Below are 14,767 nucleotides of genomic sequence, written 5' to 3'. Positions count from 1 at the left end.
CCCCGGGAGAGGGGCGGTACCGGGGCCCGAGTGCGGTCGGACCCCGGTACCGGGACCGGTCTAGCGGCCGAGCATCGCCTGCGCGGCCTTCTGCGCGGCGTTCAGCGCCTCCTGCGGGCTCTTCTTGCCCAGCAGCGCCGCCTGGATCTCCGGCGCGAGCACGCCCTGGACCTCACGGGCCTTGTCCTGGAGCGGGCCCACGGTCATGCTCGGCAGCGTCGCGCCGACCGCCGTCTGCAGGGCGTCGCCCGGGTACAGGTCGCCGCCGGACTTGCGGGCCGGGAAGTAGCCCGCGCCCTTCTGCAGGCCGGCCGCGTTCTTCGACTCGGCGACGAAGTTCAGCCAGTCACCGGTGTTCTTCTTGTCGGCGCCCTTCAGCATCGACAGCGCGCCGACCGTGCCGTAGCCGACCGGCTTCGCGTCCTTCAGCGGCGGCTGGACGACGATGTTCTCCTTGCCCCAGAACGGCTCGACGTCCGCCGGGGTGTTCTGCCAGGTGCAGGCGACCTTGCCCTTGGCGGTCGGGGTCTGCTCCAGCTTCGGGGTGGTGGTGACCAGGTCCTTGTCGGTGTAGCCGCCGTCGACCAGCTTCTTCAGGTACGTCAGCGCCTTCACACCGGCCGCGTCGTTGAACGTGACGTTCTTGCCGTCCTCGGAGAAGACGTCGCCGCCGGCCTGCCACAGCAGCGGGTAGAAGGTCATGTTCAGGGTCTGCTGGGTGTCACCGCTGTAGCTGGTGGCGTAGTAGCCCTTCGCCTTCAGCTTCGGGGCCAGCGCCTCCAGGTCCGCCCAGCTCGTCGGGTAGGTCTTCTCGCCGATCGCGGCGAACACCCGCTTGTCGCAGATCAGCGGGTTGGCGCTGGTCAGGATCGGGGTGCCGAGCGCCTTGCCGTCGACCGTGACGGACTTCAGCGCGAAGTCGGTGTAGTCCGACTTGGCGTCGGCCGGCATGTAGTCGTCGGCCGGGACGATGCTCTTGGCGTACTTCGGCAGCTGGTCCGGGATCAGGTAGACCGCGTCCGGGCCCTTGCCGGAGGCGATCGCGGTGGCCAGCGCGGTGTCGCGGTTGGCCCACGGGAAGGTCTCCACCTTCACCTTGACGCCCTTGTGGTCCTTCTCGAACGCCTTGACCAGGCCGTCCCAGTACGCCTTGTTCTTGGCCTCGTCGAAGATGACCGGGTAGGTCCACATGGTGACGGTGTTGTCGTCGCTGCCGCTGCCGGAACAGCCGGCCAGCACTCCGGCGGCCAGCGCGGTGGCCACCACGGGGGCGGCGACGGCGCGGACTCTGGAACGGCGGGTGAGGAGACGGGACATGAGGTGGTCCTCCGAGGACGTGAGGGTGGGGCGGGAAGAGGGCGAGCCCGGTCCGGTCCGAACAACAGGCCCTTCAGGGGGAGTCACTGCGCCGGGACCGTCTGGACGGTGCCGGTGTGCCGGGCACGTTCGGCGGCGAACGCCGCGAGATGACTGCCGAGCGAGGTGGCGGGACCGGAGCGGACCGCCCCGGCGTCACCCGTGGCGACGGCGGTGACGAACGCCTCGACGAGCGCGGCGTCCCCGCCGCCGTGCCCGTCGGCCGCGTTCGAACCGGACGTGCCGAGTTCATGGACGGTGGTCTCGCCGGTCCGGAAGTCCTGCACCGTGACCCGCTCGCCGTCCCCGATCAGCCAGCCGTGCGAGCCGAAGATCCGGGTCTGGCGGTGCGTCTGCTCGGTGAACGCCACCATCTGGAAGGTGGCGGTCACTCCGTCCGTCAGTTCCATCGCGAGGGCCTGGTGGTCGACCACGTCGTTGTCGCTCCGGTACGCGCAGACGCCGTACGGGCCCTCGCGCAGCGCCTGCACGAGACCGGCCTCGTCGGTCGCCTCGGTGACATGGGTGACCGGCCAGACCGCGCCCTTCTCGCGCAGCGTCGGCATGTACAGCTTCAGCGCGCTGTACGGGCAGCCGGACTCCACCGCGCAGTCGAGGCAGCGCTCGGCGGATCCGGCCGGCGCGTTCTCCGGCCGGAAGTGCTTCAGCCCGCCGAAGCTGGACACCCGCTCGATCCGGCCGCCCATCACGTATGTGATCCAGTCCAGGTCGTGACAGGACTTGGCGAGCAGCATCGGGGAGGAGTCCTTCTCGCTGCGCCACGGACCGCGCACATAACTGTGCGCGTAGTGCCACCAGCCGACCGGCTCCAGATGGTCGAGGGAGACCAGCTGACCGAGCACCCCGGAGTCCACGACCTCCTTCACCAGGTCGGTGTACGGGGTGTACCGCATCACGTGGCACACCGCGAACAGGACTCCGGACCGCTCCACGCCCTCGACGATCCGCCGGGTCTCCTCCTCGGTCGGGGCGAGGGGCTTCTCGGCGAGGATCGCGTAACCGGCCTCGGCCAGCGCCAGCACCGGCTCCACGTGGAAGCGGTCCTGGGTGGCGACGACGACGGCGTCGGCGATGCGGTTCTCGACCAGCGGCCGCCAGTCGTCGAACTCGACGGGTGCGCCGGCGGCGGCCCGCGCCGCGCGGCGCGGGTCGGCGACGGCGACGAGCTCGGCGCGCTCGGGGTGCGCCTTGATCCACTCGGCGTACGTCAGACCGCGGTTGCCGGCGCCGACGAGCGCGACCCGTACGGGCCGGCCGGTGATCGGGGTATGCGTGGACACGGGAATCCCTGGTGCTCGATGGGCGTGGTGGTCAGATGCGCAGCGTGGCCGCGGTGTGGGCGACGCGGTCGCCCTCGTCCGGCAGCGCGGTGCGCTCGGTGCCGTCCTCGACGCAGCCGGTGTGCAGCAGATGGCTGCCACCGGTGAACGCCGCGGGCCGCAGTTCGATCCGGCCGCCGGTGAAGGTGGAGCCGGTGGCCCGGTAGCGGTTGGGGCCCTCGGTGACCAGCACATGGGCGGTGCCCTTGGGCGCGGTCGAGTCGAGGCCGGTGAGCTGCCAGTCGACGGTCCGTCCGGAGCCGGTACGGGCGAGCAGGGCGCCGTCCTTGTTGGTGCCGCTCAGCCGTGTTCCGTCGACGCGCAGCCGCTGGTCCTTCGCCGAGGTCAGCTTCAGCCCGGTGTCGCGGAGTTCGCCGCCCAGCACGGTGACCTCGGAGTGCGCGAGCGAGACCGGGGCGGTGTCCTTGGAGCCGGTCAGCGTGCACTGGTCCAGGGTGAGCGGGCCGGTGCCGTTGAACACCGCGCCGTCGACGCCCTTCAGGACGCTGCGCTGGATGGTGAGCGGGGCGGTGACGTTGGCCTGGGAGATCTCCGCGCCCGCCGCGAACGCGAAGGAGGAGTCGGCGATCACATTGGGCCGGGCGGAGAGGTCGGAGGCCCGGGAGACGATCAGCGGACCGGTGGCCGTACAGCCGCGCATCTGCACGCCGTCGGCGTTGACCCAGAGCATTCCGGAGCCGGCGAGCGACTTCTTGCCGACGACCAGGACGTCCTCCAGGGTCAGATCGGTGATCTTGACCCGGGCCACGAACCAGGAGCAGGCGTGCCGGCGAACGGTGATCCGCTTGGCCCTGCCGCCCCAGGCCGCGCCGGAGTTGGCGAAGGTCATCAGGCCGGAGTTGCCGGTGTACACGAGGTCGTGCTCGAACTGACCGTGCGTCACGAACGGGCCCTCGTCGTCACCGTCGCCGTGGCAGTTGGTGACGTAGCAGTAGGCGGAGGCCGTGAAGTCGTTGAGGTGACGGGCGTTGGAGGTGTGACAGTCCTCGACGTGCCCGTACAGGCAGTAGATCTGCTGGGTGAGGTAGCCCGCGCCGCCGTAGGTGACGGACTTCGGGTTGGTCAGCGAGCACTGCTCGGTGCGGTAGTACGTGCACCAGCGGCGCATCACCACCGGCCAGAAGGTGCCGATGGCCTCGATGCCGGAGACGTCGCAGCGCACCGCGTACTCGTAGGCGACCGGGTGCGAGCCGGTCATCTCGTCCTCGCCCCAGCCCTCGAAGACCATGTTGCGGACGTGGGCGCGGTCGACGGGCTCGACGCGGGTCCAGGTCAGGGTCCGGCCGGCGGCCAGGTCCCAGCCGATCTGGTAGTTGACCCGGACGTGCGTCGAGTCGACGACGTCGGTGACCTGGACGAGCCGCTGGATCTCCTTCTCGTACTTCCCGGCCAGCGCGTTGATCTCCACGGCCCACCACTGGCCCACGGCGAACTTCGACGAGTCACCGACCTCGAAGAGGTCCGACAGGTCCGGCATCGCCGCGCTCAGGGTGTGCTCGACGGTGGTGTCGGTGACGGTGCCGCGGAAGGAGAGGACGGCGCCGAAGGGGTTGTCGTGGGTGTTCTTCTCGATGCCTTCGGTGCGTATGCGGTGGCCGCCGAAGTCGAGTTCGATGTGGGAGCGGTCGAAGAGGTGGCGTCGGGTGAACAGGAGGTCGGTGTGGGCTTCGATGCGGTGGACGCTGCTGTCGGCGATCATGGCGTCGAGGGCGGCGTCGGCGGGGGATTTGGCGTCGAAGTGGCCGAAGGTGCGGAAGTCGAGGGTGCCGGTGTGGAGCTGGTGCCAGCGGCCGGTCTTCGCGTTCTGCGGGGCGATGACGGTGCCGCCGTTGTGTGCGGCGGTGGACTTCTTGTCCCAGCGGACGGCCATGGTGCCGCCGTCGCCGGGGGTGCGGTAGCCGGCGATCAGGACCTGGGTGCCGTCGTCGAGGGGCTTGGTGTTCAGCGCGCGCAGTGCTGCGACCGTGTCGACACGGAGTACGTCGCCGGTGTGCGACGGCGCGGCCTGGGCGGAACCGGCGGCCACGGCCGAACCGGCCACGACCAGACCTGCCAGCCCCGAAGCCCGGAGAAGATTCCGACGGGACGAAGCGGGGGTGTGTTGCTGCGGAACGCTCATGCGGACTTCGCCTTCCGAGAAGTGCGACAAGTGAGGGAGCGTTCCTGCGGGGGACTGCCATGAGGCGGATGGCTGAAAAGGGTCCGGCCGTCGAGTGTCCACGGCGCGATGGGCAGGCGCCGGAACCGGGTCGGAAGGGGTAAAACGCCGGTGACCTCGAAGTGTCACCGCGGTTGGCAGGGAACCTACGGCGGGTTAAGCCATTTGGTCAAGACCCGAATCCGTCGGAATGCGACGTGTCGCTGTCGGACGTGGTGCCGTCCGGCTCGTCGACCCAGCCGAGCGAGACGCTGATCCGGCGGGCCGCGTCCCGTACCTGGCCGCCCAGTTCCTGGTAGCGCCAGGCCGGCAGGCCGAGCTTGAGGCCGGTGATCGAGACGGCCCCGGCGCACACCGAACGGTCGTCGAAGACCGGCGCGCCGATGCAGATGATGCCCTCGGCGTCCTCCTCGTCGTCCAGGGCGTAGCCGACCCGGGCTATGTCGCGCAGATGCGACAGGAAGGTCGCCGGGTCGGTGATGGTGCGGGAGGTGCGCCGGGGCAGCCCGAACCGCTCGACGACCGCGGCCGCCTCGCCGGGCGGCACGGCGGAGAGCAGCGCCTTGCCCAGCCCCGTGCAGTGCGGCAGTTCGCGCTGCCCCATCCGCAGATCGAGCCGGACGCGCTGGTCGAGCTCGACCTGGTCCACGACGACCGCGTGGCCGTCCTCGGGGACCGCGAGCCTGGACGCCATCCCGGTGGCCCGGGTCAGTTCGCGCAGCACCGGGTGGGCGACGCCGCGCAGCGACACCTGGGAGCGGGCCCGGTCGCCGAGCCGGGCCAGGCTCATGCCGAGCCGGTAGCGGCGGTTCATCCCCTCGCCGTCGTCCGAGACGAGGCCGTAGGCGCGCAGGGTCTGAAGCATGCCGAAGGCGGCGCTCTTGGAGATGGAGCAGGCCTGGCCGACCTCCGTGACGCTCAGGCCGTTCCCCTGTGCGGGGGCGGCGAGCGCTTCGAGGATGTCCGCTGCCCTGGCCACGCTCTTGACCCAGTACTTCGGTTCTTCTGGGGCAGCACTGTTCGTCATAGCAGAACAGCCTAGTCCCTCGGGGAGGTCAGGAACGTGTGTTCTCGGTCAAGAAGGCGCGGAATCGGGCCTTCCTGAGCCCGGAAAGGTCTTGACCGGCCCCGAAGTCGGACGTAATATCCAGGCACTGTTCTGCTCTACAGAACAGCGTTCTGGAAAAGCGAAACGCACCACCCCGAGTACCACCCCAAGCACCACGGATCATCCCTTTCCTGCGGCGACTGCCGGGCGGATGGCGCCAGGGATTCACAGGCCGGGCAGGGCCTGCGAAGACCGACGACTCTCGACGCAAGGAGCAAGCGATATGAGTTCAGGCCCGGTGGACAACGAATCCGGAGCCCAACTCGCCGAGCGCGCCCGCCAGGTCGTACCCGGCGGCGTGAACAGCGGTCAGCGCAGTGTTCCCGGACTGACCGACCTGGTCGTCACGGGGACGGACGGCGCACGGTTCCGTACCGCCGACGGACGCGAGTACACCGACTTCCACTCGGCGTTCGGACCGCCCCTGCTCGGCCACAACGACCCCGACGTGGCCCGCGCCACCGCCGAGGCCGGAGCCACCCTCGGCCACATGGGCGTCGGTGTCACCGAGGGCGAGGTCCTCCTCGCCGAACAGCTCACCGAGCTGATCCCCTCCATCGAGAAGGTGCTGCTCACCAGCACCGGCAGCGAGGCCACGTTCCACGCGCTGCGCGTCTCCCGCGCCGCCACCGGCCGCCGCCTGGTCGTCAAGTTCCAGGGCTGCTACCACGGCTGGCACGACGCGGTCAGCCTCAACGTCATCTCCGCGCCCGAGAAGGTCGGCGGCCACGACCCGATCTCGACCGGCATCCTGCCCGAGGTCCTCGAAGCCACCCTCGTCCTGCCGTTCAACGACAGCGAGGCCGTCCGCCGCACCTTCGCCGAGCACGGCTCCGACATCGCCGCCGTGATCGTCGAGCCCGTCCCGCACAACGTCGGAGCGCTCCTGCCGTACCAGGAGTTCCTCACCACGCTGCGCGAGGAGACCACGAAGGCCGGCAGCATCCTGATCTTCGACGAGGTCATCACCGGCTTCCGCCACGACATCGGCGGCTGGCAGAAGATCTCCGGCGTCACCCCCGACCTCACCACCCTCGGCAAGGCGATCGCCAACGGCGCCCCCGTCGGCGCGATCGGCGGCCGCGCCGACCTGATGGACCTCTTCTCCACCCGCCCCGGCGCCCCCGCCTTCTTCGCCGGCACGTACAACGGCCACCCGTCCGTCGTCGCCGCGGCCCTCGCCACCCTGCGCAAGCTGCGCGAGGAGCCGGTCCACGAGCACGTCTTCCGGCTCGGCGAGCGGGTCCGCACCGAACTGACCGGACTGTACGAGCGCCTCGGCGTCCCCGCCGTCGTCACCGGCTACGGCTCCGTCTTCGTCAGCTACTTCATGCCGGGCGAGGCCCCCCGCACCTACGCGGACCTGCTGAACAACGACGCCTCGCTGTTCGTCGGCTACCGCCGCAAACTCCTGGACCACGGCCTGTTCGAGCTGCCGCTCAACCTCAAGCGCAGCCACATCAGCTACGCCCACACCGACGCCGACGTGGACCGTCTCGTCGAGGGCACCGAGGCCGCGGTCAAGGCCGTGCTCGCCGAGGGCGGCGCCCGCGACCTGGAGAACACCTCCACCATGGGCGGAGCGACCCGCTGATGCTGACTGTCAACCGCACCCGCCCGGCAGGCCCCGCCGGCCGGATCACCCGCGTCGAGACCCTGATGCTCGGCACCTCCTGGCGCGACTTCGGCTATGTCCGGGTCCACACCGACGAGGGCCTGTCCGGCATCGGCGAGATCACCCACCCCTACCGGGTCCGCGAGGTCTGCGCCCTCACCGAGGCACTGGCACAGCGCCACCTCATCGGCGCCGACCCCTTCGACATCGAGGAGCTCTGGCTCCGCGTCTACCAGGGCGACTTCCTGCGCGGCGGCGACATGGGCGGCGTCGTCCTGTCCGGCCTCGACCAGGCCATGTACGACCTGATGGGCAAGGCCCTCGGCGTCCCCGCCTACCGGCTGACCGGCGGCGCCTGCCGCGACGACGTACGCGTGTACGCCAACGGCTGGTACAACGGCGAGCGCGACGCCGAGACCTTCGCCGCCAAGGCGAAGGAGATCGTGGCGAAGGGCTTCACCGCCCTCAAGTTCGACCCGTTCGGCCCCGGCCTGCACGAGTTGGAGCGGGCCGAACTGCGCCGCTCCGTCGATCTCGTGGCCGCCGTCCGCGAGGCCATCGGACCGGACGTCGACCTGTTCATCGAGGGCCACGCCCGGTTCGCCATGCCGACTGCGGCCCGGCTGGTGCGCGAGCTGGAGCCCTTCGACATCGGCTGGTTCGAGGAGCCGATGCCGTGGACCCACATCGAGCGGTACGCGGAACTGCGGCAGCGCGCCGCGTTCCCGATCTCCGGCGGTGAGCACTTCCACAACCGCTACGAGTACAAGCAGCTCTTCGCGACGAACGCCGTCGACATCATCCAGCCCGACCTCTCCATGGCCGGTGGCTTCACCGAGGTCAGGAAGCTCGCCGCGATCGCCGATACCCACGGCATGCTCGTCGCCCCGCACAACTCGAACTCGCCGCTCTGCACCACCGTCTCGGTGCACGCGACGCTCGGAATCCCCAACTTCAAGATCCTGGAAACCTTCGACGGTCTCCTGGAGGACTACGTCTTCGACGCGCTCAAGGGCACCCTCCCGATCGTCGACGGCCGGATCGGCCTGCCGACCGCACCGGGTCTCGGTGTCGAGCTCGTCGACGAGGTCTTCGAGGAACACCCGCCCACCCACCGCTTCTGGAACATGTTCGCGGACGGCTGGGAGAAGCGGAACCGGACATGATCGTCGACGTCCACTCGCACCTCTTCCGGCACAGCCACGACTTCACCGACCCGTTCAGGTCCGACTCCGCCCGCGCCCACGCGGGCGAGGTCGACCTCACGGTGAAGTGGGAGGAGTACGAGGCCACCGCCCCCGAGGGCACCCGCACGATCGTCGTCGGCGGCAAGGCTCGGCGCAGCGGCCTCTGGGTCGACGACGCGGCCGTCGCCTCGTACGCCGGAGCGCACCCCGACCGGCTGATCGGCTATCTCTCCCTGGACCCGACCCAGCCCGGCTGGCAGGACGAACTCCGCCACGGCCACCAGGAACTGGGCCTGCGCGGCATCAAGCTGATGCCGATGTACGCGGGCTTCGACCCGGCCGCCGAGGAGTACGACGAGCTGTACACGTACGCCGAACGGCACGGTCTCCCGCTCCTGGTGCACACCGGCACGACCTTCGTGTCGAGCGCGCCGCTGGAGTGGGCGATGCCCCGCCACCTGGACGCGGTCGCCATCCGCCACCCGGAACTGCGGATGGTCCTCGCCCACCTCGGCCACCCCTTCGAGGGCGAGTGCATCGCGGTCATCCGCAAGCACCCGCACGTGTACGCGGACATCAGCGCCCTGCACTACCGGCCCTTCCAGCTCTGGCACAGTCTCCGGCTGGTCCAGGACTACGGGGTCTTCCACAAGCTGATGTTCGGCAGCGACTACCCGTTCACGACGGTCGACGACTCGGTGAAGGGGCTGCGGGAGATCGCCCGCATCCCCGGCATCCCCGGGCTGCCGCCGCTCGACGTGGACGCGGTGGAGGAGATCATCCACCGGCCGTCGCTGGACCTGCTCGGCCTCAACGGCTGATCCGGCCGTTCCTCCGAACCTGCCGGTACGGTGCCGGGGTCATCCCTGACGCCCGGCACCGACCGGCAGCCGGGCCGCCGCGCCATCACCCATGTGTCCCAGCGCGGCGGCCCGGACCCCTCCGGCGACCAGTACCGGAGCCGACACACCCCTCTCCGTACCGCTCCGCCTGGAGGAACCCCGCCATGACCGCAGCCGTCCCGCCCCGCGGAACCGACCGCTTCGATCTGACCGGCCGCACCGCGGTCGTGACCGGGGCCGCCCGCGGCCTCGGCCGGTCCTTCGCCGTCGGCCTCGCGGAGGCGGGCGCCGACCTGGTCCTCGTCGACCTGCCCGGAGCCCGGGGCATCGCCGAGACCGCGGCGGCGATCGAGGCACTCGGCCGCCGGTGCCGCACCTACGGCCAGGACCTCGCGGACATCGACGCGCTGCCCGGCTTCGTCGACGCCGTACGCGCCGAGACGGGACCGCTGCACATCCTGGTCAACAACGCGGGCACCGCGGCGCTGGAGCGCTTCAACGAAATCACCCCGGCGAGCTGGTCGCACATCATGCGGGTCAACGTCGACGCCGTCTTCTTCCTCAGCCAGCGCATCGCCGAACACATGACGGCGGACTCGGTCGCCGGCCGCATCATCACCATCACCTCGAAGAACGCACTGGTGGCGGAGGCCGGTCTGGCCCACTACAACGCCTCCAAGGCCGCCGCCCAACTGCTCACCGAGACCCTGGCGGTCGAGCTCGCCCCGCACGGCATCACCGCCAACACCCTCGCTCCCGGCATGGTCGAGACCCCCATCGACGGCGAATTCCCCTTCGACCGGGAGGCCTTCGAATCCGCTTACCGCGAGCGCATCCCGCTCGGCAGGTACGCGCAGCCCGACGAATGCGTGGGCGCGCTGCTGCTGCTCGCCTCGGACGCCGGGGCGTATCTCACCGGGGCCCGCATCGTCGTCGACGGGGGAGTGCTGGCCGACCAGATGCCGCGGATGCGTTTCATGCCGCCGTACCGCAACACGATCCGACCGCACGACCCCCGACCGTGACCGGCGGTCGCCGGTCTCCCCGAGCACGCATCGACAACGCGAGGAGCGCCTCCGCCATGTCCGTCAATGCATCGTCCACCGCTCCGTCCTCCGGCCCGGCCCCCGCTTCGTCCTCCGGCCCGGCCCCCGCTTCGTCCCGTCGGAATCTTCTCCGGGCTTCGGGGCTGGCCGGTCTGGTCGTGGCTGGTTCGGCCGTGGCCGCCGGTTCCGCCCAGGCCGCGCCGTCGCACACCGGCGACGTACTCCGTGTCGACACGGTCGCAGCACTGCGCGCGCTGAACACCAAGCCCCTCGACGACGGCACCCAGGTCCTGATCGCCGGCTACCGCACCCCCGGTGACGGCGGCACCATGGCCGTCCGCTGGGACAAGAAGTCCACCGCCGCACACAACGGCGGCACCGTCATCGCCCCGCAGAACGCGAAGACCGGCCGCTGGCACCAGCTCCACACCGGCACCCTCGACTTCCGCACCTTCGGCCACTTCGACGCCAAATCCCCCGCCGACGCCGCCCTCGACGCCATGATCGCCGACAGCAGCGTCCACCGCATCGAAGCCCACACCGACCTCCTGTTCACCCGACGCCACCTCTTCGACCGCTCCCACATCGAACTCGACTTCGGCGGCCACCGCATACGCACCGAAGGCATCGAGAAGAACACCCACGACAACCCCTTCGGCGCCGTCCTCTCCTTCCGCGGCACCGTCACCGACACCACCGTCAGGCACGCGCTCTCCGGCAAGGTCATCGAGCTGACCGACACCTTCCCGGTCCCCGACGCCAAGGCGTTCGCGGTCGGTCAGTGGTGGACCGTGCAGGTGGACCCGGTGGCGGGCGGGGGCCGTGACGAACGCGAACTGCAGAAGCTGGTCGAGATCACCGAGATCGTGGACGCCGGACACATCCGGATCGGCTACCTCAACGGCTGGGAACTCGCCGCCGGCCGCAACCTCACCTGGACCCGCGTCGAACCGGTCCGGGACACCCACATCCGCAACATGGTCTTCGAGGGCGCCGGCCCCGACGAGTACACCGGCTCCCACCCGGTCAGCTTCGAGTACGCGGTGGGCTGCGACGTCTCCGGCATCCACGCCACCGGCACCTTCTGGCCGGTCGTCATGCGCCGCTGGTGCACCCGTTTCCGCACCGAGGACTGCTCGCTGAAGAACCCGCCCACCGTCGAGTACGGCGGCGCGGGCTACCTCACCCAGCAGATCTACTGCCTGTACGGACGGGTCGCGGACTGCACGACCAGCAATGTCCGCCACCTCAACGACCTCACCGCCTCCGCGTACTGCACCGTCGTGAACTGCCACGGCGACGGCGACGACGCGGGCGGCAACCCCTTCACCACGCACGGGCAGTACGAGCACGATCTGCTCTTCGACGGCAACTCCGGCCTGATGGACATCGCCAACTCCGGTGCCCAGTGGGGCATTTCGGCGAAGCGGATCACGGTGCGCAGACATGTCTGCTCCTGGTTCACCGCCAACACCAAGATCACCGACCTGACCCTCGAAGACATCACGGTGATCGCCCGCCCCACCTTCGACCAGGCCGGCACCCTCACGGTGAACGCCGACGGCGCCCAGGTGCGCGGCTGCACCGCGAAGACCTTCGCGGTCGCCCAGCGCTCCGCGCGCTCCACCCGGCCCACCACCATCAGCGACTGCTCCTTCGAGCCGCCCGCCGGAGCCGTCCTCGTCCAGACCCCGGTCACCGCGCCCGTGCACTTCGTACGCTGCACGTTCAAGGGCGTCGACGGCGCGATCCTGCGCGGGGCGGGCCCCGTCCACTTCACCGACTGCACCGTCACCGGCGCCGAGAACGCCGCGCCGCTCTCGGTCGGTTCGGCGGATCTGCGGATCGACGGCGGCAGCTACGACAACACCGGCATCGAACTCAGCGCCGTGCGCGACCAGCGGATCACCGTCACCGGCGGCACCCGCCTCACCGGCAGCAACAAGGCCCGGGCGCTGCTCGGCCGGGCCGCCGGCGAGGGGCGGACCACCTGGGACATCAACGGTCTCAGCAGCTCCGCCTCCGGCCCGGACACCGCCCATGTCCGCATCGCCGACGGAACGAACCACTACGCGGCGACCGGCAGCCGCTTCACCGGCGGCACCCTCCACCTCGCTCCGGACGCCCTGGCCTCGGTGCTGCACACCACCTGCGTGGAGGACGGTACGAAGCGCAGCGCGATGCCGGCCGACGGCGACAAGGTACGCACGGACGGGAACCTGACCCTGTGACCGCCACGATCCGCACCGCCACCCCGGCTGACGACCCGGCACTGGCCGCCCTGTGGCGGCGCTGCTTCCAAGCGCCGCAGATCGCCGACCTGCACGCCCTCGATCCGGACCGCCACCGTCACACCTTCGTCGCGCAGAGCGCGGAGGGAGAAGGGATCGACGCGGTCGTCGTCTACGTGCCCAGGCTGATCCGGGACGCGGACGGCACCCCGCAGCGGGTCGGCGGCATCGGCAGCGTCGCCACCCGCCCCGAGGCCCGCGGCCGGGGACTGGTGCGCCGGCTGCTGGAGGCGGCGGAGCACACCATGACGGCCGAAGGGTGCGCCTGGTCGCTGCTGTTCACCGGGACACCGGGCGTCTACCGGGGCTCGGGATGGCAGGAGTTCGCCAGCACGTACACCGAGGGAACCCTCGCGCCCTCGCCCGCCGCCGGGGAGTTCCGGATCCGCCCGGCCACCGTGCGGGACACCGCCGAGGTGGCCGCCCTGCACCGGGCGTACAACGCGGACCGGCCGCTCAGCTCGGTGCGGGCGGCCGGGGACTGGGCGGTGCGGGTGCCCGCCTGGTACGGGCCGGTCGAGCGGTCGCTGGTGGCCCAGGACCCGGCGTCGGGGGCGCTCGCCGGCTGGCTGGTGGCCCAGCACGAAGGGGAGTACCTGGAGGTGCGGGAGTTCGCGGGCGCCCCCGGGAGCCTGGGCGGGCTGTTCGCCGCCGCCGGAGAACGGGGGAGGGCGGCCGGTCTGAGCCGGGCCCGGGTCCGCCTCCCCGACGGTCCCGGGGTCCGGGCCGCGCTGCCGGTGCTGCTGTCGGACACCTGGCGGGTGACCGAACGCGTGGGCATGGCACGCCCGCTGCACGCCACCGAGGAATCGGTGCGTGCCACGGTCACGGCACCCGGCGCGGTCCACTGGTACGGCGACTGCTTCTAGGCCGGGTCCGTGACGTCCCGTCGTACGCCCGGAGGGCGTCGCGAGCCGGGCAGGGCTTCGCGGGCAGGGCCCGGGGACTTTCGTTCGGATCGGGCCGGATCGTGCCGGGGCGCGCGATCCCGGCACGATCCGAACGAAAGACCCCGGGTGGGGCGTACGGGGCCCCTCCCGGAGCGGACTCGCCGTCAGCGGCAGGGCGTGAGCAGAAAGCGCCCCACCAGCCCCGCCCCCGCGTCCAGCCGGCGACGGAACTCCTCGGCGAGCAGCGGAACCTCACGCAGCCGCCAGAGCACCAGCGCCGTCGACCAGGCCGCCTCGCGGGCCCGTTCCAGGCTCCACGAGCCGAACAGATGGGTGAGCGGGTCCGCCAGATCCAGCAGTTCGGGGCCCGGCAGCAGATCCTCCCGGATCCGCTCCTCCAGCATCACCAGAAGATCGCCCACCCGGTCGAACTCCTCCTCCAGATCGGGCGGGGCGCAGCCCAGCGTGCGGCAGGTGTCCACCACGGCGAGCGGCAGCTCGTGGCCGATGTGCGCGTTGATGCCGGACAGGGCGAACTGCGGCGGCCGTACGCCCGGATGGTGGCGGTACCGGAAGAGCGGACGCCAGCAGTCGGGCGTCCGCTCTCCCGCCGCCGCGGCGTCGGCCACCGCCAGGTAGCGCTCGGCGAACCGCACGTCCAGCGCGGCGGCGGCCCGCCGGTCCGGGAACGCGCCACCGGCGAGCTGCCGCCCGACGGTCTCGGTGACCGTCAGATAGACGCGGTGGAACACAGCCACCCCGTCCTGCGCCCCGCCCACCGGCGGCCGGGCGGGGCACAGCGCCCGCATCCGGCCGATCACCCGGTCGATGTCGGGGGCAGCGGTGAGGACCGGGCCGTCCCCCGCCGGGAGCTCCTGTGTCTGCTGGTACTGCGCCATGCGGGCAGCGTCCC

The 14,767-nt window shown here is 70.9% G+C and carries 11 protein-coding genes; 6 read left to right on the top strand and 5 right to left on the bottom strand.

Features of this window, described 5'->3' with window-relative positions:
* Nucleotides 1-60: 60 nt before the first annotated feature.
* From AADR41_RS07210 to AADR41_RS07195, 4 genes are all read right to left on the bottom strand, one after another.
* A complete protein-coding gene (locus AADR41_RS07210; protein WP_342280532.1) occupies nt 61-1,317 on the bottom strand; it encodes an extracellular solute-binding protein in 1,257 nt (418 codons plus the stop codon).
* Nucleotides 1,318-1,400: 83 nt separating this feature from the next.
* On the bottom strand, nt 1,401-2,657 hold the full coding sequence (locus AADR41_RS07205; protein WP_342280531.1) for a Gfo/Idh/MocA family protein: 1,257 nt from the start codon (nt 2,655-2,657) through the stop codon (nt 1,401-1,403).
* A gap of 31 nt (nt 2,658-2,688) precedes the next feature.
* Nucleotides 2,689-4,836 (bottom strand): peptidase C14, encoded by a 2,148-nt coding sequence (locus AADR41_RS07200; RefSeq protein WP_342280530.1) that lies wholly within the window; start codon nt 4,834-4,836, stop codon nt 2,689-2,691.
* Between the two features lie 208 nt (nt 4,837-5,044).
* Nucleotides 5,045-5,902, bottom strand: coding sequence for an IclR family transcriptional regulator (locus AADR41_RS07195; protein ID WP_342280529.1), 858 nt, complete (start codon nt 5,900-5,902; stop codon nt 5,045-5,047).
* Nucleotides 5,903-6,206: 304 nt separating this feature from the next.
* Between AADR41_RS07195 and AADR41_RS07190 the strand changes: the two genes are divergently transcribed.
* The 6 genes from AADR41_RS07190 to AADR41_RS07165 all read left to right on the top strand — a co-directional run bounded on the left by AADR41_RS07190 (nt 6,207) and on the right by AADR41_RS07165 (nt 13,833).
* A complete protein-coding gene (locus AADR41_RS07190; protein ID WP_342280528.1) occupies nt 6,207-7,577 on the top strand; it encodes an aspartate aminotransferase family protein in 1,371 nt (456 codons plus the stop codon).
* Nucleotides 7,577-8,764 (top strand): mandelate racemase/muconate lactonizing enzyme family protein, encoded by a 1,188-nt coding sequence (locus tag AADR41_RS07185; protein WP_342280527.1) that lies wholly within the window; start codon nt 7,577-7,579, stop codon nt 8,762-8,764. Before AADR41_RS07190 ends, AADR41_RS07185 begins: the two co-directional genes overlap by 1 nt.
* The gene (locus AADR41_RS07180; RefSeq protein WP_342280526.1) at nt 8,761-9,606 is read left to right on the top strand and encodes an amidohydrolase family protein; all 846 of its coding nucleotides are present in this window, start codon (nt 8,761-8,763) and stop codon (nt 9,604-9,606) included. The genes AADR41_RS07185 and AADR41_RS07180 overlap by 4 nt, the downstream gene beginning before the upstream one ends.
* 185 nt (nt 9,607-9,791) lie before the next feature.
* The gene (locus AADR41_RS07175) at nt 9,792-10,652 is read left to right on the top strand and encodes an SDR family NAD(P)-dependent oxidoreductase (RefSeq protein ID WP_342280525.1); all 861 of its coding nucleotides are present in this window, start codon (nt 9,792-9,794) and stop codon (nt 10,650-10,652) included.
* 56 nt (nt 10,653-10,708) lie between these two features.
* Nucleotides 10,709-12,904, top strand: a complete 2,196-nt coding sequence (locus tag AADR41_RS07170) for a peptidase C14 (protein WP_342280524.1) — start codon at nt 10,709-10,711, stop codon at nt 12,902-12,904.
* Nucleotides 12,901-13,833, top strand: coding sequence for a GNAT family N-acetyltransferase (locus AADR41_RS07165; protein ID WP_342280523.1), 933 nt, complete (start codon nt 12,901-12,903; stop codon nt 13,831-13,833). Before AADR41_RS07170 ends, AADR41_RS07165 begins: the two co-directional genes overlap by 4 nt.
* A 185-nt stretch (nt 13,834-14,018) precedes the next feature.
* Here the strand turns inward: AADR41_RS07165 and AADR41_RS07160 are convergent, their stop codons facing one another.
* Complete coding sequence (locus tag AADR41_RS07160) at nt 14,019-14,753, bottom strand: DUF5995 family protein (protein ID WP_342280522.1); 735 nt, start codon at nt 14,751-14,753, stop codon at nt 14,019-14,021.
* Nucleotides 14,754-14,767 lie beyond the last annotated feature (14 nt).

Origin of the sequence: Streptomyces sp. CLV115 (assembly GCF_038448545.1) — a bacterium.
Lineage (GTDB): Bacteria > Actinomycetota > Actinomycetes > Streptomycetales > Streptomycetaceae > Streptomyces > Streptomyces sanglieri.
Note: the sequence above shows the minus strand (reverse complement) of the source record. Positions and strands in the feature narration are given on the sequence as shown.

What these genes read in the sequence shown, in the direction of transcription:
- AADR41_RS07200 (WP_342280530.1), bottom strand. Translation starts at nt 4,836, where the DNA reads ATGAGCGTTCCGCAGCAACACACCCCCGCTTCGTCCCGTCGGAATCTT.
- AADR41_RS07180 (WP_342280526.1), top strand. Translation starts at nt 8,761, where the DNA reads ATGATCGTCGACGTCCACTCGCACCTCTTCCGGCACAGCCACGACTTC.
- AADR41_RS07210 (WP_342280532.1), bottom strand. Translation starts at nt 1,317, where the DNA reads ATGTCCCGTCTCCTCACCCGCCGTTCCAGAGTCCGCGCCGTCGCCGCC.
- AADR41_RS07190 (WP_342280528.1), top strand. Translation starts at nt 6,207, where the DNA reads ATGAGTTCAGGCCCGGTGGACAACGAATCCGGAGCCCAACTCGCCGAG.
- AADR41_RS07160 (WP_342280522.1), bottom strand. Translation starts at nt 14,753, where the DNA reads ATGGCGCAGTACCAGCAGACACAGGAGCTCCCGGCGGGGGACGGCCCG.
- AADR41_RS07170 (WP_342280524.1), top strand. Translation starts at nt 10,709, where the DNA reads ATGTCCGTCAATGCATCGTCCACCGCTCCGTCCTCCGGCCCGGCCCCC.
- AADR41_RS07175 (WP_342280525.1), top strand. Translation starts at nt 9,792, where the DNA reads ATGACCGCAGCCGTCCCGCCCCGCGGAACCGACCGCTTCGATCTGACC.
- AADR41_RS07195 (WP_342280529.1), bottom strand. Translation starts at nt 5,902, where the DNA reads ATGACGAACAGTGCTGCCCCAGAAGAACCGAAGTACTGGGTCAAGAGC.
- AADR41_RS07185 (WP_342280527.1), top strand. Translation starts at nt 7,577, where the DNA reads ATGCTGACTGTCAACCGCACCCGCCCGGCAGGCCCCGCCGGCCGGATC.